The organism is Paraburkholderia sp. USG1 (genome assembly GCF_031570135.1).
Lineage (GTDB): Bacteria > Pseudomonadota > Gammaproteobacteria > Burkholderiales > Burkholderiaceae > Paraburkholderia > Paraburkholderia dioscoreae.
The window spans coordinates 52,328-71,943 of sequence record NZ_JAMWXW010000008.1 but is presented as its reverse complement, the minus strand read 5'-3'; the positions used below and the strand labels follow the sequence as shown (position 1 = coordinate 71,943).

General features: G+C 62.3%; 20 protein-coding genes. 13 read left to right on the top strand and 7 right to left on the bottom strand.

Going from position 1 to position 19,616, the window contains the following annotated elements; translation table 11 throughout:
- The first annotated feature begins 3 nt into the window (after nt 1-3).
- From NE850_RS12850 to NE850_RS12825, 6 genes are all read left to right on the top strand, one after another.
- A complete protein-coding gene (locus NE850_RS12850; RefSeq protein ID WP_007178560.1) occupies nt 4-1,407 on the top strand; it encodes an MFS transporter in 1,404 nt (467 codons plus the stop codon).
- 310 nt (nt 1,408-1,717) lie between these two features.
- The gene (locus NE850_RS12845) at nt 1,718-1,981 is read left to right on the top strand and encodes an RHS repeat domain-containing protein (RefSeq protein ID WP_232064410.1); all 264 of its coding nucleotides are present in this window, start codon (nt 1,718-1,720) and stop codon (nt 1,979-1,981) included.
- A gap of 35 nt (nt 1,982-2,016) precedes the next feature.
- Nucleotides 2,017-2,709 carry a DUF6531 domain-containing protein gene (locus tag NE850_RS12840; protein ID WP_310698831.1) on the top strand — a complete coding sequence of 231 codons (693 nt, stop codon included), beginning with the start codon at nt 2,017-2,019 and terminating at the stop codon, nt 2,707-2,709.
- Between the two features lie 47 nt (nt 2,710-2,756).
- Nucleotides 2,757-3,023: a hypothetical protein gene (locus tag NE850_RS12835; protein ID WP_007178551.1), complete on the top strand. Its 267-nt coding sequence runs from the start codon at nt 2,757-2,759 to the stop codon at nt 3,021-3,023.
- Between the two features lie 190 nt (nt 3,024-3,213).
- A complete protein-coding gene (locus NE850_RS12830) occupies nt 3,214-3,705 on the top strand; it encodes an RHS repeat-associated core domain-containing protein (RefSeq protein ID WP_310698830.1) in 492 nt (163 codons plus the stop codon).
- 24 nt (nt 3,706-3,729) lie between these two features.
- Nucleotides 3,730-4,176 carry a hypothetical protein gene (locus NE850_RS12825; protein WP_310698829.1) on the top strand — a complete coding sequence of 149 codons (447 nt, stop codon included), beginning with the start codon at nt 3,730-3,732 and terminating at the stop codon, nt 4,174-4,176.
- 54 nt (nt 4,177-4,230) lie between these two features.
- Here NE850_RS12825 and NE850_RS12820 read toward each other — a convergent pair whose 3' ends face one another.
- From NE850_RS12820 to NE850_RS12790, 7 genes are all read right to left on the bottom strand, one after another.
- Entirely contained in the window at nt 4,231-4,464 is a 234-nt protein-coding gene (locus tag NE850_RS12820) for a SymE family type I addiction module toxin (protein ID WP_310698828.1), read from the bottom strand.
- A 357-nt stretch (nt 4,465-4,821) separates the two neighbouring features.
- Nucleotides 4,822-6,528 (bottom strand): J domain-containing protein, encoded by a 1,707-nt coding sequence (locus tag NE850_RS12815; protein WP_165189546.1) that lies wholly within the window; start codon nt 6,526-6,528, stop codon nt 4,822-4,824.
- Between the two features lie 6 nt (nt 6,529-6,534).
- Entirely contained in the window at nt 6,535-8,244 is a 1,710-nt protein-coding gene (locus NE850_RS12810) for a molecular chaperone HscC (protein ID WP_310698827.1), read from the bottom strand.
- Nucleotides 8,245-8,539: 295 nt separating this feature from the next.
- Nucleotides 8,540-9,001 carry a GNAT family N-acetyltransferase gene (locus NE850_RS12805; RefSeq protein WP_165189544.1) on the bottom strand — a complete coding sequence of 154 codons (462 nt, stop codon included), beginning with the start codon at nt 8,999-9,001 and terminating at the stop codon, nt 8,540-8,542.
- Nucleotides 9,002-9,128: 127 nt separating this feature from the next.
- Nucleotides 9,129-10,232: an FAD-dependent oxidoreductase gene (locus NE850_RS12800; protein ID WP_310698826.1), complete on the bottom strand. Its 1,104-nt coding sequence runs from the start codon at nt 10,230-10,232 to the stop codon at nt 9,129-9,131.
- A 138-nt stretch (nt 10,233-10,370) separates the two neighbouring features.
- Nucleotides 10,371-10,574: a DUF3562 domain-containing protein gene (locus NE850_RS12795; protein ID WP_007178535.1), complete on the bottom strand. Its 204-nt coding sequence runs from the start codon at nt 10,572-10,574 to the stop codon at nt 10,371-10,373.
- A gap of 174 nt (nt 10,575-10,748) precedes the next feature.
- Complete coding sequence (locus NE850_RS12790) at nt 10,749-11,813, bottom strand: DMT family transporter (protein ID WP_165189542.1); 1,065 nt, start codon at nt 11,811-11,813, stop codon at nt 10,749-10,751.
- Between the two features lie 141 nt (nt 11,814-11,954).
- Between NE850_RS12790 and NE850_RS12785 the strand changes: the two genes are divergently transcribed.
- The 7 genes from NE850_RS12785 to NE850_RS12755 all read left to right on the top strand — a co-directional run bounded on the left by NE850_RS12785 (nt 11,955) and on the right by NE850_RS12755 (nt 19,588).
- The gene (locus NE850_RS12785) at nt 11,955-12,731 is read left to right on the top strand and encodes a DUF1295 domain-containing protein (protein WP_310698825.1); all 777 of its coding nucleotides are present in this window, start codon (nt 11,955-11,957) and stop codon (nt 12,729-12,731) included.
- Between the two features lie 67 nt (nt 12,732-12,798).
- Nucleotides 12,799-13,920 carry a cyclopropane-fatty-acyl-phospholipid synthase family protein gene (locus NE850_RS12780; protein WP_310698824.1) on the top strand — a complete coding sequence of 374 codons (1,122 nt, stop codon included), beginning with the start codon at nt 12,799-12,801 and terminating at the stop codon, nt 13,918-13,920.
- 298 nt (nt 13,921-14,218) lie between these two features.
- On the top strand, nt 14,219-15,067 hold the full coding sequence (locus NE850_RS12775) for a class I SAM-dependent methyltransferase (protein ID WP_007178531.1): 849 nt from the start codon (nt 14,219-14,221) through the stop codon (nt 15,065-15,067).
- Between the two features lie 135 nt (nt 15,068-15,202).
- Nucleotides 15,203-15,802 (top strand): cytochrome b, encoded by a 600-nt coding sequence (locus NE850_RS12770; protein WP_007178530.1) that lies wholly within the window; start codon nt 15,203-15,205, stop codon nt 15,800-15,802.
- A gap of 49 nt (nt 15,803-15,851) precedes the next feature.
- Nucleotides 15,852-17,303, top strand: a complete 1,452-nt coding sequence (locus NE850_RS12765) for a glycosyltransferase family 2 protein (protein ID WP_007178529.1) — start codon at nt 15,852-15,854, stop codon at nt 17,301-17,303.
- Nucleotides 17,304-17,489: 186 nt separating this feature from the next.
- Nucleotides 17,490-18,710, top strand: a complete 1,221-nt coding sequence (locus tag NE850_RS12760) for an aromatic ring-hydroxylating dioxygenase subunit alpha (RefSeq protein WP_007178528.1) — start codon at nt 17,490-17,492, stop codon at nt 18,708-18,710.
- Between the two features lie 461 nt (nt 18,711-19,171).
- Complete coding sequence (locus tag NE850_RS12755; protein WP_007178527.1) at nt 19,172-19,588, top strand: rubredoxin; 417 nt, start codon at nt 19,172-19,174, stop codon at nt 19,586-19,588.
- Nucleotides 19,589-19,616 lie beyond the last annotated feature (28 nt).

The following is a 19,616-nucleotide window of genomic DNA, read 5'->3' as shown; positions in this document are numbered from 1 at the left end:
GGCATGAGAACCATCGACAACACCATGGGGGACCGCAGCAGCGCCGGTGTCTCAGGCCCTGCGACCCGGGGCTCGATCATCGCGCGTCTCGAACGCTTGCCCAGAAACGCGATGCAGGTGCGCGCGCGCATACTGATCGGTCTCGCGACGTTCTTCGACGGCTTCGACGTGATCGCGATCGCGGCCACGTTGCCGATCCTGATCGCGAAGTGGCATCTGACGCCGTGGGAAATCGGCTTTCTGATCGGCTCCGGTTCGGTCGGACAACTGATCGGCGCGTTCGTCTTTCCGTGGTACGCGGAGCGCAGCGGACGCGTGAAGGCGATCGCGTTGAGTTCGGGGATTATCGGCATCACCAGCATTGCATGCGGTTTTGCGCCGACGTTCGCGGCGTTCGTTGTATTACGCGTGATTCAGGGGCTCGGGCTCGGCGGTGAATTGCCGGTGGCCGCGACTTACATCAATGAGATCAGCCGGGCGCATGGACGGGGACGTTTCGTGCTGCTGTATGAAATCGTCTTTCCGGTCGGCCTGCTCGCTTCGAACGCATTGGGTGCGTGGATCGTGCCGCGTTTCGGTTGGCAAGCCATGTACTTTATCGGCGGCATGCCGTTGATCCTGTTCTTCGTGCTGCGCAAACTGGTGCCCGAATCGCCGCGCTGGCTCGCCGAACGTGAACGGATGGCCGATGCGGACACGGCGGTGCATGCGTTCGAACGTGCGGTCAAAGGTCCGCTTCCGCCGGTGACGCATTCGGCCGAATTCGAGGCGATGGCCAATCGTCACCCGAAGCGCCGCATGAGTGACCTGTTCGGTCCCGCGTACCTCAAGCGCACGCTGGCCGTGGCGATGCTGTGGATCACCTGCGGTTTCATTCAATACGGCCTCTCGACGTGGCTGCCGACCATCTATCGCACGATCTATCACGCGCCGCTGCAACTCGCGCTGAATCTGGCGGTGGCGGCTTCGGTGCTCGGCGTGGTGGGTTCGCTGACCTGTGCGTTGCTGGTCGACAAGGTGGGGCGTAAGCCGATCATCAATCTGTCGTTCGTGGCATGTGCGCTGTCGTTGCTGCTGGCGGGCGTTTTCCACGATTCGTCGGTGTATGTGGTGGCGACGTTCTGTGCATTCTCGCTGGGCTTTCTCGCGTGCGGTTTTATTACGGCCTATGTGTATACGCCGGAGCTGTATCCGACCAGCATCCGTGCGATGGGTTGCGGTGTCGGCGGCGCGTGGTTGAAGGTCGCGGCGATCTTTGCTCCCGCTATCGTGTCCAAGACGATGATCGGCGGGAACTTGCAGGTAGCGTTTTATATTCTTGCGGCCGTGCCGTTCCTCGCGGCGGTGGCGGTGCATTTTCTTGGGATTGAAACCAAGGGCAAGGTGCTGGAGCAACTCGAGGCTTGAGGTTTGCCGATTTCGGTTTGAGGCGGGAATGAGTTTGGTGGGCGGTTGATGTTGTAATGCCGCGATAGCAGGGAGACGAGGGGCGCACCGGGTGGTGCGCCCTTTCGTTTTCGGGGTGGGTAGGTGCGGGAAGTTTCCTAATTCAATTGAAGATCGATCCGCTATAAATCGGATTCAGCTTTCGGTATCGTCTAGGTAGTTAGCAAAACTACAGGTTGGTGTAATGGTGATATCGATAAAAAATTCGTTTCGATGCCGGTGCCTTTTCCACCGCGCGCGGCGGGTTGCGAATGGCGGCGCGGTGGCTGCGATGGCCGGTCTGTTGGCTTCGGCCATGCCCGCGTACGCTGACGAGATCACTTACGGATACGACGCACTGGGCAGGCTTACGTCTGTTTCCGTGGCGGGCGCAACCGCGTATTACGACTACGACGCGGCGGGCAATATAACGGCGATCCGTCGGCAGGCAATGGTGTCCTCCACGTCTTCTGCGCCCGGCGCGACGGCTGCGCAATCTTCTGGCGCTCAAGTCCCCGTTTCCGCGCTCGCCTCTACGGCAACCAGCCTGCGCTAGCCGAGCGCGTCACCTCTTTTCCTCCCGGGAACCCCATGCAAGTCTTTGATGCCCTGGTGGCGCGTCGTGCGCTGCGGCGTCCGTTCGTTCTGTTGCTGTTCTTCATGTTGCTGTCGTGGTTCGTGGTGCCGCATGCGCATGCCAACGACTATTGCAACAGCCGATACATTGCCGCTGGTGCTTATCCCGCCGATCCGCAATGTCCGCTGAAGGCGGCGGCCGCCGACTTCGGCGGCATGGGCGGTTACGTGTGTGGCGATCCAAACGTGATCGCGGAATATTGCAGCGGCCCGGCGGGGACCGACACCACCGAACCAGCGTCGCCTGAAGGCAGCATGCCCGACGTGGGAGGGAACGACTGTTCGAGCGACGCCACGGCCGGTTGTGGCAACAGCACCTCGGGCGCCGATCCGGTGAACCTGTACACAGGCCAGTTCTACCAGTACGCGCATGACCTGTCGGTTGCAGATACAGCCGGAAGCCTTGATCTCACGCGGGTCTACCGTAGCGGCGCTTACGATGCGTCGGGCAATCCGTTGGCCGGTGCCTTTGGCGTCGGGATGAGTTTTACCTACGACACGATCCTTGCCATGAGCACTGATCGTCAGCGGTTCGAGTTGCGCGAGGCGTCAGGCATTCGCGTGCCGTTGCCGTCTCCCTTCGGGAGCCGTCAAACCCGGCGGGCGACAGCAACGTTACCCATCCGGCCAGGTGTCGTTACGCGGTAACACCTGGCATGCTGGAGTTACTGCGTAACGATCAATGAGGAGGCTTCATGGCAATGAGTAGTGCGCAACGGCAGGCGGCGTATCGTGAGCGGCATCTGAAGGACGAGAACGGCAAGGGCGAGCGGTTGAGCCTGGTGATTGACCTGCATGCGAAGCGGGCACTGGAGCGGGTCGCTGCGTGTTACGGCGTCACGCAACGGGCGATGCTGGAGCGACTGCTGGTGCAGGCCGAAGAGGCGGCGCTGAAGCGGGCAGGGAAGTTACCCCGCGGGCAGGCTGATTACTACGCTGGACGGTTGAATCTGGATATCTGAGGCGTTACGCGGTAACGGCGGCGGCCCTCCTGTTACTGCGTAACGACACTGAAGCCACACTTGTTTCGAGATACGAATCAATCGAGAATCGCGTCTGGAAAAAATTCTCTGGCCGGCGAAGTCGATATGCGGGGAAAGCTTGCCGGATAAGGGAAAGCGGCCCGTGTGAGGGCGGATTCGTGTCGGGGCGTTGGTTTACTATCGGAACCGGTACTACAGTCCGCAAACCGGACGGTTTATCAGTGAGGATCCGATTGGGTGGGCGAGTGGGCAGACCAATGCGTATGCTTATGTGGGTGGGAATCCGGTGCAGTTCAGGGATCCGTCCGGATTACAGATGGCGTTCCCCATTCCCGTGGGTCCGACGCCAGGCGGCGGCCCGATTCACAACAATAACAGGCCCGGAACTGGCGATCCTGATTCGACCTTTTGGCCGGGCCTGCGGCCGGATGGCTCACCTGGAGAGGGCACGTATGGAGACGGCAGGAAATACGGCCCGGATGGTCGGCCGGAGATAGACTACGATCACAGTCACCCTGGGCGTCACGATGGAATTGGTGATCATGTGCATGACTGGATCGATGGTGTGTGGAGCAAATTCCCACGTCCTTATAGTCCTCTGCCGAAACCACCTAAACCGCAGCCTCCAAAAGATGGATGGTGCCCGTCAGAGCTTGAGTAATATCCACAAGATTGGAGAAAGCAGATGTTGCCAGATTTCATTCCGTTAGATAGTCAAGAGGCGGTGGCGGATTTTATGAAAACTGCACATGGGTTACACGACAGTTGTATCCGAAGTTTCTTCATGAGCAATCCAATGTATGTTAATGGGGAAGGCGGTATGGTATTCCCGCAGGAGAACTTCCCGGGGGAGTCAAGTGTTAACGTAATCCTCCAAAGTCAACCACTCTCCGATAGTGCGATTGAGCTTGAATTGCAAGGTGTTCGGAATTTGCGGTGCGAAGGTGTTGGCTTGGGAAATGATGGCATTGTCTTGTCCGCACAAATATTGCTTGATCGAGATAGCGGTGTGACAGTTATATGTAATCCTGATTATGAAGGCGGGACATTCAGGGTAGACGCACGTTCGGCTAGCTGGCGACTGCGACCAGATCTTATAAATGCCTCGGGAGTTTGTGCAACGGCTGCATAGCCCAGCCTCGGAGTGAAACCCGTCCAGAAGGGCCGCGTTGCGGCCCTTCTGTATTTAAAGCGGTGTAATGATGAGCTTCTGGTACTCGACGGTGATACGCACGCGCTGTCCGGGCTCGAAACCGGCGGTCTCGATCCACCGGCCGGAGAGCTTCATCCACGGAAAGGTGGGCGGCTCCTTGCGCATATGGAAGGGCAGGCGAGCCGGTTTCTGGTAGCGCCAGGATTCCTGGATGGTGACAGAGCGTTCGGTGACGGGTGGACGTGCTTTATGATTGGCATCAGCCATGAGCCCTGCCCACCCGTCAGTCTGCTGCGCGCGGGCTGCGGCCGCAGGCGGCCTTCGCGCCGTGCTCGCAGCCTGCCTCCCGTCCGCCCCCATGGGGCTCCCCAAAGTGAAGAACGAAAAAGCGCAAAGCGTGCTTCGCATGCGGTGCAAGCCGCCATGTCGTCTTGCACCGCATTGCTGAGCGTAGAACGCCGGTGGCCGTCAAGGCTATCTTTCAGCGCGCGTTGCGCGACCTTGACGGTTCATCAGCGGGGATCCGATTGGGTGGGCGAGTGGGCGTCGCCTCTACAACGACATGACTTCTCCGATGCGACACGTTTCAGAAGCCCCAACGCACCCGCCAATCTCGACATCCCTCTACCCCGCCCGCCGCCTACCCCCCTCGATAACCCACACACTCATCACCCCAGCACTCACGCACGCAACAATATCCGGTTTATAAATCGCCAACACCATCCAGACCAGATTCGCATACCCACGAAAAAACGCCGGTACAGCGCCGCGCAGATCGCTCCAACGCGTCGTCGCCAGCACGCCGCCCGCTGCCGACATCACCGCAAACAAGGCCCACGCAAACTGTGTCGCACGCGCTTCGCGCTGAACCAGCAACACGATCAACGCTGCGAATCCAACGAACCAGAAAGGCGCGCAAGCCCAAAACACCCGTGGCCGACGCGCAACCCATTCGCGCCATTCCGCTTGCGAAAAAGAAATAAAGAACGCGAACAACACCCCATGCGCATAAGGCATCAACCACGCGCGCGGGTCCGCAGCGATCCAGTGGCCCGCAAAACCCAGCGCCGTCGCGCTGACGGCGGCAAGTATCGCGAGTTCCTTGACTGGCGGCCACCCATACACCAACGCAGCCCAGATCGTGCAGCCCCCCAGCGTAGCCATCGCGATCGATGTCGACCTGCCGCTGCCGTCGTCGCACAGCGCAACGGCGGTGGCACCGAGCCACACGGGAACCCACCCATAACGCAGCCAACCGATCGCACGCAACGCCCGCAGCTTCTGTTGCTGGGGCTCGGATAGCAACACGGTGGTAGTGGCGATCGTCACCAGAGCGAGCATGAGCGTCGACAGAAGAATGCCCAGTTGAGCAGGCGACCACTGATCGAACCATCGCCCACGGTTGGGGTTGAGCGAAGCACCGGCAAACAGCAAACCGCACCACGCATTCAGCGCAAGCGCCGGACCAAACAATCGGCCCGCGCCGATGCGGAATTTGAGGCAGCGTCCCCAGAAATCGACCTTTCCGGCATCGAGCCGCAGCCGCACGACATTCGGATGGTAGCGGCCGAGTGCGATCAGCAACTGCTCCATTTCGGCGCGCACCCCTGCACGAAGCAGCGCTCCTGCGCCTGCGGCCATTTGAGGCAACGGCCCTTCGAGCAACGCCATTGCGTTGGTGAAGCGCAGGCGCAGCGCGTCATAGTCCTCGTCGGCAAACACGCGGTCCAGCGCGAGCGCCGCAATGGCCGCGTTGCGCCGCCGCAGATGCATCGCGTTGTCCCGCCAGCCAAGAACCGCGCTCAGGTTCATGCGCAGCCTGGCCGGCGTGTCCTCGTTCAGACAATGACAGAGCGCTTGCCACTCGAGTTCGTCGCGCGTTGCAAGGTTGACGACGGTGGCGAACAGATCCTGCAGCGAACGACGCGACCCGAGGTCATCCGCTTGCGTGACGAAGTTTTGCCAGAGCTGGACGGCGATTTCGAAAGCGTCGGGCTCGCAAGCAGCCTGGACTTCAGACGCGTTGGCCGGGACCGGTTGCGTCGCCAACTGAATGGCAGAATTTTGCGTCGGCTCGATCAACACCGCAGCTTCTGCGCCTTCAGCATTCGCCTCTCCGGGCGCAGTGTCGGATCCCTTTGCAGCCCCACTGCCCACCATCTGCAACGCCGACTCATACGCGTAACGCAGACGCTGAAACGCCTCGGCATCTTCATCCGGGCGTTGCTGTTTCAACAGGCGTGCATACGCACGGCGCACCGCACGTTCGTCGGCATCCGACTCGATGCCGAGCACGTCCCACGGCCAATGCGTGTTCGAGATCGTATTCATGGCCGGTCAATAAGTCACATGCACGTCGAAACGATCCAGCAGCGTGCCCAGTTCGCCGCGCGCTTGCGCGATTTCGTCCGCATTCTGACGCTCGATCACCGCCTGGAAGCGAGCGATATGCGCGGCCAGATATTGCCGATGGTCGCCCAGCGTCTCTTCGTAGACACGGTCGGCGCGCGTCAACAGCGTACGGTTCTCGAGTTGATCGCGCGGATGGATCTTCAACGCACTCAACGCAGCGAGGCGTTCGCGGATTTCTTCCGGCGTCATCACGCCGGGGTTCTCTTCAATCACCATTGCGCGCTTCTTGCCGTCCGGAAACGCAGTGGCTTCCACTTCGAGCACGCCGTTGATGTCGTAAGTGAAGCGCACGTCCGCGCCTGCTTCTCCGGCTGGTTTGGGCGGCACCTCCAGCGTGAATTCGCCGAGCGATACGTTGTCCGCGCTCAGACGCGCTTCGCCCTGAAACACCTTGATGCTGAGTATCTGCTGACGGTCGCGCACGGTGAAAATGCGCTGCATGCGGCTCACCGGCACAATCGTATTGCGCTCGATGATCGGCAGAAAGTGACCGGGCACGAACTGACTCGGGCCGATCTGCATGGCGGTATCGATGCCGAGGCTATACGGCGCGACATCGGTCAGCACCATTTCGTCGAGTCCGGCGTCGCGCCCCACGAGGCCGGCCTGCACCGCTGCGCCCAGCGCGACCACCTCGTCCGGGTTCAGGTGTCCGGTGGGCAGGCGACCGAACATCTTCGAGACCAGCTTGCGGACCATCGGCATGCGTGATGCGCCGCCGACAAGGATGATCTCGTCGAGCGCGGCAACGGCGATCTTCGAATCGCGCAATGCGCGTTCCACCGGTTTGCGCAGCCGTTGCAGCAAATGCTCGCAGGTGCGCTCGGCGGTCGCTGCATCGAGGTCGAGCACGTGCTCGTTGCCGTCGATTGTGAGCTGAAGCGTGACGCTTTCAACGCCGTTCTGCGTGAGCTGACGTTTCGCACGTTCGGCCTGCTGATGCAGACGCTGTGCCGCAACCGGCGCGAGCGCCCTGATTTTCAGGCCGTTGCGATGGCAGAACAATTCGGCCAATGCTTCGGTGAAGTCTTCACCACCCAGGAAATTGTCGCCGGTGCTCGCGCGTACTTCCATCACGCCTTCGAAGAAGTCGAGCACGGAAACATCGAACGTGCCGCCGCCGAGGTCGAAAATCAGAAACTTGCGCTCGCTATCGCGTTGATGCACGCCATACGCAAGCGAGGCCGCAGTCGGCTCGTTGACGAGGCGCAGTACATTGAGACCGGCCAATTCCCCGGCAATGCGCGTAGCCTTGCGCTGTGCGTCGCTGAAATAGGCGGGCACGGCGATTACCGCGTCGCTCACCGCTTCGCCGAGAAAGGCGTCGGCATCGGCCTTCAGCGATTTGAGCAGCAGCGAAGAGAGCTCTTCGGGGCGCAGCGCTTGCGCGCCGAGCGACACGGTACGGCTCGTGCCCATGTAGCGCTTGAAGTTCGCGGCGGTACGCTCGGGATGCGTATGCAGGCGGTCGTGAGCAGGGCGGCCGACGAGGATGGAGCCGTCGTCGTCGATGGAAACGCATGACGGCGTGAGTGTCGCTCCTAACGCATTCGGGATGAGGACGGCGTGGTTGTCGCGCCAGATTGCCGCGAGACTATGCGTGGTTCCAAGATCGATGCCGATGATCGAAGGCATGTACAGTTTCCGATTCGTTTGCGCCCCTCCATGAGGAGATCGCCCAAGGGTTCGCTGATGAAACGCGTGGAGCCGGGTGCAGCTCCGTCCAATGGCGATAACGGCAGACCGCACGCAAACTTGAGCGGCGTGGGCAACGGGGACGGTGAGAATCGGATCGGGTAACGCACTGTGCATGGTGGCCGAACGATCGTCCACGCATGCGAATGCAGTGAGCCGTGCAGGGGCACACGGCTTACGGCTCATTGAGGCAAGCTGGAAGCGTGCTAGGCGAGCGTGCTGCGCGACATCGACATCACAGCGCTTTGCGATAGACCACAAACCCCGAACGGTCCGCGACCTTGTCGTACAGCTTCATCGCCGTCTGATTGGTTTCGTGCGTCTGCCAGTACACGCGTTGCGCACCATCGGTTCTGGCGCGCGCATAGACCGCCTCGATCAATGCGCGGCCGACGCCTTTGCCGCGCTCGGTATCGAGCGTGTACAGGTCTTGCAGATAGCAGATCGGTCCTGCCATCGTCGTGTGACGGTGATACAGGAAATGCACGAGGCCGAGCAACTGGCCGTTGCGTTCAGCGACCATTGCGTGCATCGGCTCGTAGCCGTCGAAGAAACGCCCCCAGGTGATTTGCGTGATCTCGCGCGGCAACGCTGTCTCACCCGAGCGGCCATAGAACGCGTTGTAGGCGTCCCATAGCGGCAACCAGGCGTCGAAGTCGGCGGGTACGGCGGGGCGGATTTGAATCGGGCCGGACATGTTTGATTCCTCGTTAAGTGAAGAGTCTCAAACCGTCAGCATAAGAAATTTGTCGCTCCATTGTTAGCTCCACCAAACGGCCAGATTCTGGAGCCACAGGCAGCGTGATTGCCTGCGTTGTGACGCGTCAGGGCGTTTCTGCCCTGAGCCATCGCGCGAGCATCGCGTCGTCGCCGGTTTCCAGCGACTCCGCGATTCGGCGGCCCACTGCCGCGCCGAACTTATACCCATGCCCGGAGCATGCGGACACCACTAGCGTGTTGCCGATCCGCTTCGAAAAGAACCGTTTATCCGCCGTGAATGTGTACGCGCAGGTTTTTACTTCGGATACCGTATATTCGCCGATGCGGCTGAACGGCGGAGAAAACAGCAGGCGCAAACGGTCGCCTTCAGCGGGCGCCGCAATGCGGTTCGCGTCGGGATCCGGCGCGAACGTTTTATTGACACCGGCACCGAACTTCAGGCCGACGCCGTCGATGGGCGGCAGCACGTAGCCGTCACTCTCGCCGCCTATATCCACGATCGCAGGCGCCGTCGACCACGCGTCTTCCAGATCCACAGGCGGCTGCAGATAAGCGACGGTATTGCGATAGGTCATCAGGTTTTCGGCGAGCGCGGGGAACAGTTGCAACGTCCATGCGCCCGCGGCGATTACGAGCCGGTCGGCACGCACGATCGTGTCGTTTTCTATACGCACGGAAGCGGAGTGCGGATCGACTGCCAGCACTTTGGTGTGCATGCGAATGTCGGCGCCGCGCATTTTGAGCCACGCTTTCATGTCGCGTGCAATGCGTTCGCTGAACAGTGCGCCACCGTCGTGATCGAGGTAAGCGTAGCGAAACGTGTTCGGGTCGAGAAAGGGGTAACGTGTGGCTGCGTCGAGCGGTTCGAGCATTTCATACTCGAATTTCATGCGGTCCAGTCCGGCGCGGAAGTGTTCGGCGCCGTCGCCTGCGAATTGCGAAATGCCGAGTACGCCGCAATTGGCATAGTGTGATACGCCCAGGTCATTCCACAGCAGATCCCAGCTATCGAGAGCCTCGGCAATGGTGTGTGCGTAACCGTCTGCATTGCCGTAGGCGCGGCGGATCATGCGGTGCTGGTCGCCTGAAGCGGCAAGTGGATTGGGAATCGAGCCCTGCTCGATCAGTGTGATGTCGTGTCCCTGTTTCGAGAGCGACCATGCCGTGCTCAAGCCGGCAATGCCCGCGCCCACGATTGTTACCCGCATGCCCACTCCCCCAGTCGATCGTCCTGGGTCAGAGTCTAGCAGCGGGAAAAATAATCGGCGCACATCATCTGGATCCGCGCGCGAGTCTATCGAGGCGAAACGTCGTTCGGCAAGCAGTGGTCTCCGCGCGCCGCCGCGTCAATGTTTGCGATCCGGGCTATGGCGAAGCTGGTTGCGGACTTTTTTCGCCGCAAAGAGCGGTACGTAATCGAATACGCGCGCATCCTGCCGATAGACGGCCACGATGTCCGCATACAACTTCGAAACAGTTTCTGTCGGCGTGTCGGTTTCCTCGGCGATGCTTCTCATCAATTCGTCCACGTTAGGCTCGGGTTGTGACATGGGCTCCTCCAGGGGCGAGGCAGGTTAGACGGACAAAGCGCGCACAGCAGGAGTTCCATTAGAGGATGCGATGCACGACCATGCCAATTGAATCGATCTATCGCATGATTCGATTCACAGAGATTTTTGTCTTGCGGTGCAGCAAGTGCGCGCTCGGCGTGGTTCGCCGGAAAATCAATGTGTATGCCGGTGGTGAATGTCGGGGAAATGCGCGTGCGCGTGCGTTATTGGTGCATGGCGGTGCGGATGCGTGTGCGGCTCGGCGCCGTCCCACGCAAAATCGTGCTCGTGCTGATGATGCGCGTCGTGCCGGTGACGATGCGTGTGCTCGAGCGGATCGTGCGTGTGCGGATGTTCATGACGCTCGCGAATGTGCAGCCACACGCCCAGCGTCATCAGCGCGGCGGCGATCCAGAACAGCGGCGGCGGCAGTTCCGGCCAGAGCAGCCACGACAAGGTCACGCCGAACAGCGGGGCGACCGAGAAGTAGGCGCCGGTTCGCGCGGCGCCGAGATTACGCAGCGCGACGACGAACAGCACGAGACTGACGCCGTAGCCCGCAAAGCCCGTGAGCATGGCAAGCACCATGGTCGAGACCTTGGGCCATGCGGCGCCGAGCGTAAGCGCGAGCGCCACGTTGACCGACCCGGCTACGAGCCCTTTGATGCAGGCGATAAACATGGCGTCGTGCGCAGACACCTTGCGCGTAAGGTTGTTGTCGACGGCCCAGCACGCGCACGCGCCGGCCAGCAGCAATGTGCCGGGCGGCAGGCCCGCCGCGCCCGGCTGCCAGGACAGCGCCACGCCGCCCGCGACGATCGCGGCCATGCCGAGGAACACCTGCATGTCGACGTTCTCGCGAAACACGGCCCATGCGATCAGCGCGGTGAACACACCTTCCAGGTTGAGCAGCAGGGAGCCGGTGGCGGCCGGCGTCGTTTTCAAACCCAGCATCAATAAAGCGGGGCCCGCTACGCCGCCGGCCACGATCGCGCCGGCCAGCCACGGCACTTCACGTAGCGGAAAACGGCTATGGCTGGCCGGTTGCCCGGCGCCTCTGCCTTTCAGCCGGCGAGCCAGAATCAGGGTGCCAAGGCCGCCGCCGCTGCCGAGATAGAAAAGCCCCGCGAGCAGGAACGGCGAGAGCGAGCCGAGCAGCGCTTTCGCGAGTGGCGTGGTCGCGCCGAACAGGGCGGCGGCGAGCAAGGCGATGAACGCGGCGTTGAAGCGGGTAGGCATAGAGGTAATTCGCGAAGGAGCGGGCGTTGCAGACACGTTAATGCTAACCGGATGCGGCCGTGACGCAACTGACGGCGCGCGAGGCGCATCCGATCCCGCTTTTCAAGCGTATAACCCGCATCGTCATTGACCGGAGAACCCATGCCGCCGCTTGTCGCCGCCGCGATTGCGCTGTTTGGCCTCGTTGTGATTTTCAGCGCGGCCTGGGCGTGGCAGTTGAAGACCGAAAACGCCGGGATGGTCGACCCCATCTGGGCTTATTCGCTCGGTCTTGTGGCGGTGCTCTACGCCGTGCTCGGCACCGGCGACCCCGTGGCGCGTGCGTTGACCGCGCTGGGCGGTTTGATCTGGGGCGTGCGGCTCGGCGCGCATCTTTGGAAACGCAATGCAGGCAAGCCGGAAGACGCACGCTATCACCGCTTCCGCGAGGAATGCGGCGACAGGGCGGCGAGCCGGATGTTCTGGTTTTTCCAGTTGCAAGGGGTGATTTCGATGTTGCTGTCGATCGCGTTTCTGGTGCCGTCGTACCGCAGCACTGCGCCGGCCGCAGGCTGGATCGTGCTGGCCGTGGCGGTATGGATCGTCGCCGTGGCCGGCGAAGGCGCCGCGGACCGCCAGTTGCGAAACTTCAGGGCCGATCCGGCCAATCACGACGCCGTATGCCGCGTCGGCTTATGGCGTTATTCGCGGCATCCGAATTACTTCTTTGAATGTGTGCATTGGCTTGCCTATATCGCGCTGTCGATCGGCACGCCGTGGGCCTGGTTCACGCTGTTGCCGCCGGTACTGATGGCTTTCCTGTTGCTGAAGCTCTCCGGCATCCCGCTGCTCGAAGAAGGCATGGCGAAGCGGCGCCCCGGTTACGCCGATTACATGCGCACCACCAGCGCGCTGATTCCGTGGCTGCCGCGGCATTGAAGACCCACGCGGGCGCAAGCGCAGCACCTGCAAGAGAATCGCCCAAAAACGATAGGGAGTCAGTCTCATGAGCCTTTCCACCGCCGATCACACCATGCCGCCCCCGCCCGCCGAGCCCGCTGACGGCTGGCTCATTCAGCGCTGCGAACGCGGCTGGCTGCCTGACGGCGTGATCCGTTTCGGCATGCGTCGGCTGATGCGCCAGCGCTTGCGCGACGAAGCGCTCAACAACGGCGAGGTGCGCTCGCAAAGGCTCAACCGTCTGCTGGACGATCTGCGCGCGAGTCCGATCGCCATCGAAACGCAAGCCGCCAACACGCAGCATTACGAGGTGCCGGCGTCGTTCTTCCATGCGCATCTCGGGCCGCGTCTGAAGTATTCGTGCTGCCTGTATCCGACCGGCAGCGAGACGCTCGCGCAAGCCGAGGCGGCCATGCTCGAACGCTACGCCGAGCGGGCGGAACTGGCCGACGGTCAGCGGATTCTCGACCTCGGCTGCGGCTGGGGTTCGCTGTCGTTATGGCTGGCGGCGCGTTACCCGAATTCGCAGATCGTCGCGCTATCGAACTCGCATGCGCAGCGCGCGTTCATCGAAGCGCGCGCGGCCGAGGCAGGCTTGCACAATCTCTCGGTGTTCACGGGCAACGTTGTCGATTTCGAATTCGAGAACGGCGACGACGCACAGCCTGGCTGCGGCTTTGATCGCGTGGTGTCGATCGAGATGTTCGAGCACATGAAGAACTACGGCTTGCTGCTGACAAAAATCGCACGCTGGATGCGCGACGACGCAAAGCTGTTCGTGCATATCTTCGTGCATCGCACGCTTGCGTACCACTTCCAGGTACAGGACGGCAGCGACTGGATGTCGAAGTACTTCTTCACCGGCGGCACGATGCCGTCCGAGGCGCTGCTGCTCAATTTCCAGGGCGACTTGCGCATGGAGCGGCAGTGGTGGGTGAGCGGTACGCACTACGAGCGCACGGCGAATCATTGGCTCGCCGCGCTCGACGCAGCGCGCGACCGGGTGATGCCGATGCTCGCCGATACCTACGGCGCGCACGATGCGGCCGTGTGGCTGCAACGTTGGCGCATGTTCTATATGGCCGTGGCCGAGCTATTCGGCTACGCGAATGGGAACGAGTGGGGCGTTGGGCATTATCGGTTTGTGAAGCGGTTTGTGAAGCGTTGAATGGTGACTGGCCGGGTTTTCGAATCGCCCGGCGGGACATAACGCGTCGGGCGCCTTTCAGTGCGCTTGCGTGCCCGGTCTCCCGCTGGACGCTGTCGCGCGGCAGCCGCACGGACGATTTATCGTGCCGCCGGAAACTGCGCAGTCAAATGGACATCCAACCAGCAGGATCGATCCCGACGCATGCACGCCGACCGGCTCGAATTGCATGGCGACATCGGCGAAAATACGTCGCAGCAACGACAATGACGTTCTGTTCGCTTGCCTGTTGCCGCCAACCACCTGCCTGGAACTGCCGATGACCGCACCGATTCCGTTCGTCCCCGACCGCTTCAAGACCAACGCCGCGCACTACCTGGCGGGCCGTCCACCCTATTCGCCGCAGCTGATTCGCCGCGTCGCGCAGTCGTGCGAGCTCGGCGGTTCGCACCGGCTGCTCGATCTCGGCTGCGGGCCGGGGCAGTTGTCTCTGGCGTTTTCTTCGTGGGTCGGATCGGGTCTTGCGCTCGACCCCGAACCGGAAATGCTGCGCATCGCAGCGGGTCTCGGCGCCGGGATTGCGCCCAACATCGAGTATCGCGAGGGCAGCTCCTATGATCTGGCTCCTACTCTGGGGCGCTTTCGCCTGGCAGTGATCGGACGAGCGTTTCACTGGATGGACCGGCCCGACACGCTCGCCCGGCTGGATGAGCTGATCGAACCGGAAGGCGCGGTCGCGCTGTTCTCGACCGCGATCGTCACCGAAGCGCCGATTGCCTGGCTCGCGCCCTACCACGCGCTGGTCGAAGAGTATGCGCAGAGCGACCCGGCGCGCATGCAGCGCAAGTCGGACGACTGGGAGAGCCACGACACGGTGCTCGCGAAGTCGTCATTTCCGGCGCTCGAGCGTGTGTCGATTGTCGAAACACGGCGCACGTCGGTCGAATCGTTGATCGAGCGCCCCCTGTCGATGTCGAGTCTGTCGCGCGAACGGCTCGGCGAGCGGCTGGACGAACTGCAGGCACGCATCCGGCAGCTACTGGATGCGCATGCAACCAACGGCTGGGTCGAGGAACGGATCGAGTCGACCGCGTTGATCGCGCGGCGCGAGGCGTCGCATCGCCAGGGTGCAGTCGCTTCCCTGCGCCGGGCGCGCGAAATAATCTGAAACATACTGTTAAGCGCCCGGCGGAATAAAACCGCACACTGGGGCGTTTGCCTATTGCGGCGCGCGTGAACCTCCTTCGGTATCGCCGGATTTTCAAACAGCTTTCGCAGCAACGCGTCTGCGGACGGAACAACCATGAATACGCACGCCGACTCTTTGACCGATTCGAGCGGCACGCCAGTGCCGTCGCGATACACCCGCACGGCCATGATTCTGCACTGGCTGATCGCGCTGCTGATGATCGGCAACGTGGTGCTCGGCCTGAGCGCGGATTCGTTGCCGGACGACTGGGTGCGCCCGGTGGTCGATACCCATAAGTCGATCGGGATCACGGTGCTCGGTCTCGCGCTCATGCGCATCTTGTGGCGTGTGTCGCACAGGCCGCCGCCCTTGCCGCGCGAGTTTCCTTCGTGGGAGAAAATCGCCGCCCATGTCGCGCATTTTCTGCTGTATCTGCTGATGATTGCACTGCCACTATCGGGCTGGCTGCACGATTCCGCATGGAAGGACGCGGCGACGCACCCCATGCGCCTGTTCGATCTGTTTCCCTGGCCGCGCATCGGTTACGTGATGAATCTCGATCCGGCGCTCAAGGAGAGCTTGCACGATCGCTTCGGGGCCTTGCACACCTGGCTCGGCTACGCGCTCTATGCGCTGCTGGCAATGCATATCGGCGGCGCGTTGAAGCATCAGTGGATCGATCGCAAGTCGGTTCTGAAGCGCATGGTGCCTTGAGCGCTGCGTCCCCTTATCAACCGCAGCACCGACTAACCCGGCCGTCACTTTGAAGAAAACCCTGGAACAGGCTCTCGCGCTCGCGTCGCCGCGCATTGTGCCGCGCCGCACGACTGCGTTGAGTACGCTGATTCATCTGAGCGTGGTCGTGTTGTGGCTGCTGCTGTTCGCACGCGCCTTCTTTCTGCAGGGGGCGCTGGCCTGGTCGACGGGCATTGCCTACGTGGTGTACGACACCTTGCTGCTGGCGTTCGTCACGTGGAAAACGCTGCCGCTCATGCGGCGTACACCGCCGCTCGAACCCGAGTTCGAGCGGCGCAGCTTGCCGAGCATGGGCGTGATCGTTGCGTCGCATAACGAAGCGACCGTTCTGCCGGTGACGCTCGCCGCGCTGCTGCGGCAAACGCACGGGCCGGCGCAAATCGTCATTGCCGACGACGGCTCCACCGACTCGACCCGCGAGCTGCTCACCGGGCGCTTCGGCCTCACCGCGGCCGCCGACGGCGTGCTGAGCGCGCCGAGCTCGCTGTATCCGAACCTGTTCTGGCTGCGCGTGCCGCACGGCGGCAAGGCGCGCGCGCTGAACGCCGCGATCACCGTGATGACCACGGAAACCGTCATGACAGTCGACGCCGACACTCTGCTCGACGACGACGCCACCTACGCCATGCGTGCCGCTTTCGCGAGCGAGCCGAAGCTGGTCGCCGCAGCCGGCATTCTGGTGCCGGTGTGCGGCAAGTCGGTGTCGGGGCGTGTATTCCAGTGGTTTCAGACCTACGAGTACATGCGCAACTTCATCGCCCGTTTTGCGTGGATGCGCGCCGACAGTCTGCTGCTGATTTCGGGCGCCTTCGCTTCGTTCAAGCGCGACGCGCTGGTCGACGTGGGCGGTTTCGATCCGCAGTGCCTGGTCGAAGACTACGAGCTGATTCACCGGCTGCGCCGCTATTCGGTCGACCACGGCCTTGGCTGGGACGTGCGCGTGGTCGGCGACGCGCATGCCCGCACCGATGCGCCGGACAACCTTGCCAGTTTTCTGCGTCAACGCCGGCGCTGGTTCGCGGGCTTCCTGCAGACGCAATACTGGAACCGCGACATGACCGGCAATCCGCGCTACGGCACGCTCGGCATGCTGATGCTGCCGGTCAAGGCGATCGACACCATGCAGCCCATCTACGGCCTGACCGCGTTTGCGCTGCTGCTCGCCTTTCTGTTCGGCGGACACGGCGCGATCGTCGTGTCGATCTTCAGCGTGATCGGGCTCAAAACGGCGATCGATCTCGCGTTCTATCTGTGGAGCATTCATCTGTATCGGCGCTGGACCGGCGAGCGCACCGCCAACAGCTTGTGGATGGCGGTGTTCGCGGCGATCGCCGAGCCGTTCACGTTTCAGCTGGTACGGCATGTGGGCGCCACGCTCGGCTGGCTGCATTTCCTGCGCGGCGGGCGGTCGTGGGGCGTGCAGCGCCGCTCCGGCCTGGTGGCGCCGGACGAAGGCTGACGCGGCGCGGCGTCTTTTCAACAAGGTGTTCGAGGTGGGCGGTGCGCTTGTGCGGGCAGGCGCTGCCGAGGGTGGTTGCGCGGTCCTCGATCCCATAGGGTGTCGGGTTCTAGTAGACTGGCGACGATGCCGCCCGCAATCTGCAGGGTGGCGACCCTCTTTCCGCTCGTGCACGGAGACCCACCTATGCATGCTGTTCCCCCGCTAGAACAAGACACGGGCGATGCAACCGTCGATGTGCCGCCCGTCCAGGCAGCATCGCAGAAAAGCGCTCACGCGTCCGGCCAGGCGGCCAACGACGCGCCGGTGCGCGATCTGCGCCGCGTCGGCATTCACCCTGATTACTGGTATCCGCTTGCGTGGTCGCATGAGGTGAAGCGGGGCAAGACGCATGGCGTGACGTTCGCGGGCGACCCGATCGTGCTGGCGCGCACGGAGGCCGGCAAGGTGTTCGCGCTCGAAGACCGCTGCGCGCATCGTCAGGTGCCCTTGCATCAGGGCGTGGTGGATGGCGAATCGATTCGCTGCGGCTACCACGGCTGGACTTACGACTGTTCGGGCAAGTGTATCGACGTGCCGTATCTGGGTCGCGAACGTCTGCCGAACGGTGTGCGCTCCTATCCGTGCCACGAAGTGGAAGGCCTGATTTTCGTTTTCCCCGGCGACGCCGCTCTTGCAGAACAACGGCCCCTGCCGGATCTCGCCTCGGTTTCGGACAAGAAGTACAAGACGCGCCGCTTTGGCCGTCCGGTGAATTGCCACTACTCGTTCATGCACGAGAACCTGATGGACATGAACCATCAGTTTCTGCATCGCAAGCAGATGGGGCAGATGCGGGCGCGCTCGCTCGGCCGCCGCAACGGCGAGGGCTGGGTCGAAGTCGATTACACGTTTGCGCGCATGGCCGGCCAGCAACCTATCGGCGAAGCCATCGTGTTCGGCCAGAGCCGCAAAACCGGCGGCGACAACGACAAGGACGTGATGACGATCCGCACCGAGTATCCGTATCAGACGCTGCAGATTCGCACGTCCGAGCAGACGCTGGTGATGAATCTATGGATCGTCTATGTGCCGCTCGATCGCGAGCAGCGTACCAACCGCACGTTCGGCCTGCTGTCGATTCGCAAACCGGGCGTTCCCGGCGTACTGAATCTCGCATGGCCGCTGCTGGTGTGGTTCACCGAACGCATTTTCAAGGAAGACCGCGAGATCGTCGAAGCCGAACAGCGCGCCCACGATTCGCAAGGCGCGGACTGGAATCACGAGGTGTTTCCGGTCATCAACGAACTGCGCGCGTTGCTGCGCGAGCACGGCGCACCGGATCAGGTGGTGGGCGCCGGCACGGGCGACACCGAGGTGATTCGCTTCTGGGATTCTCGCCACGGCAGCCCGCTGGCGAAAAGCTGATATCCGGGTCTATCTGACGCCGGGCGTGTGGACGTGCAGTTTTGTTACTGATCGCGCCTGGCGCATTCACAGGAAAACTTTTCCCCGTCAAGGGGAATTAATCCATTTCCGGACGGTAGGGAATCCCGGGCGATCGAGCGGCGATAATGGCAGCTAATGCACGGCGGTTTGCGCTAATCGACATGCGCAGGCCGCGGACTCGTGTACCATTTCGCTTTTTCCGATCTTCAAGAATAGCCCGTGACTACGCAACAAATCCCTACCGCAACCCGTAAATCCCTCACTCTGCTGCAACTGCTGGGCCTCATCGGCGCTGCCGGCCTGATCGCCGCCATCGTACTGAACCAGTTCGTCTGATCTCTGCGCGAAGCCTCGGCGCGACGCTTCCGACCCATGCCGGCCCGTCCTGAAGGAAGCCCCTTGGGGACGCGCTGCCGGCTTAATCGATATTCCGATTTGCCATGTACAAGAAGGGCGTAGCCGTAGAAATCCAGTTTTCCCCCGAGCGGCTCAACGACGGCGCCGGCGATCCCTACTGGATCGATCTGACGCAGGCCGAAGCGCAGCGGTTGCTGGAAAGCCTGCAGGCGCGTCTCGCGGAAACCGGCGTGGGCACTGCCGCACCGTTGGTGGTGAGCCTCGATGAAACGCCGGCGTCGCAGGCGGCCGATGCGCCGCCTGCGTGCACCGATTCCGCCGCCACAGCGGACGACTTCAAGCAATGGGTCTGCGTGATCTGCGGCTGGGTCTACGACGAAGCCGAGGGTTTGCCGGAAGAAGGCATCGCGCCGGGCACGCGCTGGGCGGATGTCCCGCCCGACTGGCGCTGCCCGCTCTGCGACGTAGGCAAGGAAGACTTCGCGCTGGTCGAGTTTTAACCCAACCAACGGATGACTCGCGCGGCTT

What these genes read in the sequence shown, in the direction of transcription:
- NE850_RS12850 (WP_007178560.1), top strand. Translation starts at nt 4, where the DNA reads ATGAGAACCATCGACAACACCATGGGGGACCGCAGCAGCGCCGGTGTC.
- NE850_RS12845 (WP_232064410.1), top strand. Translation starts at nt 1,718, where the DNA reads ATGGCCGGTCTGTTGGCTTCGGCCATGCCCGCGTACGCTGACGAGATC.
- NE850_RS12840 (WP_310698831.1), top strand. Translation starts at nt 2,017, where the DNA reads ATGCAAGTCTTTGATGCCCTGGTGGCGCGTCGTGCGCTGCGGCGTCCG.
- NE850_RS12835 (WP_007178551.1), top strand. Translation starts at nt 2,757, where the DNA reads ATGGCAATGAGTAGTGCGCAACGGCAGGCGGCGTATCGTGAGCGGCAT.
- NE850_RS12825 (WP_310698829.1), top strand. Translation starts at nt 3,730, where the DNA reads ATGTTGCCAGATTTCATTCCGTTAGATAGTCAAGAGGCGGTGGCGGAT.
- NE850_RS12820 (WP_310698828.1), bottom strand. Translation starts at nt 4,464, where the DNA reads ATGGCTGATGCCAATCATAAAGCACGTCCACCCGTCACCGAACGCTCT.
- NE850_RS12815 (WP_165189546.1), bottom strand. Translation starts at nt 6,528, where the DNA reads ATGAATACGATCTCGAACACGCATTGGCCGTGGGACGTGCTCGGCATC.
- NE850_RS12810 (WP_310698827.1), bottom strand. Translation starts at nt 8,244, where the DNA reads ATGCCTTCGATCATCGGCATCGATCTTGGAACCACGCATAGTCTCGCG.
- NE850_RS12805 (WP_165189544.1), bottom strand. Translation starts at nt 9,001, where the DNA reads ATGTCCGGCCCGATTCAAATCCGCCCCGCCGTACCCGCCGACTTCGAC.
- NE850_RS12800 (WP_310698826.1), bottom strand. Translation starts at nt 10,232, where the DNA reads ATGCGGGTAACAATCGTGGGCGCGGGCATTGCCGGCTTGAGCACGGCA.
- NE850_RS12795 (WP_007178535.1), bottom strand. Translation starts at nt 10,574, where the DNA reads ATGTCACAACCCGAGCCTAACGTGGACGAATTGATGAGAAGCATCGCC.
- NE850_RS12790 (WP_165189542.1), bottom strand. Translation starts at nt 11,813, where the DNA reads ATGCCTACCCGCTTCAACGCCGCGTTCATCGCCTTGCTCGCCGCCGCC.
- NE850_RS12785 (WP_310698825.1), top strand. Translation starts at nt 11,955, where the DNA reads ATGCCGCCGCTTGTCGCCGCCGCGATTGCGCTGTTTGGCCTCGTTGTG.
- NE850_RS12780 (WP_310698824.1), top strand. Translation starts at nt 12,799, where the DNA reads ATGAGCCTTTCCACCGCCGATCACACCATGCCGCCCCCGCCCGCCGAG.
- NE850_RS12775 (WP_007178531.1), top strand. Translation starts at nt 14,219, where the DNA reads ATGACCGCACCGATTCCGTTCGTCCCCGACCGCTTCAAGACCAACGCC.
- NE850_RS12770 (WP_007178530.1), top strand. Translation starts at nt 15,203, where the DNA reads ATGAATACGCACGCCGACTCTTTGACCGATTCGAGCGGCACGCCAGTG.
- NE850_RS12760 (WP_007178528.1), top strand. Translation starts at nt 17,490, where the DNA reads ATGCATGCTGTTCCCCCGCTAGAACAAGACACGGGCGATGCAACCGTC.
- NE850_RS12755 (WP_007178527.1), top strand. Translation starts at nt 19,172, where the DNA reads ATGTACAAGAAGGGCGTAGCCGTAGAAATCCAGTTTTCCCCCGAGCGG.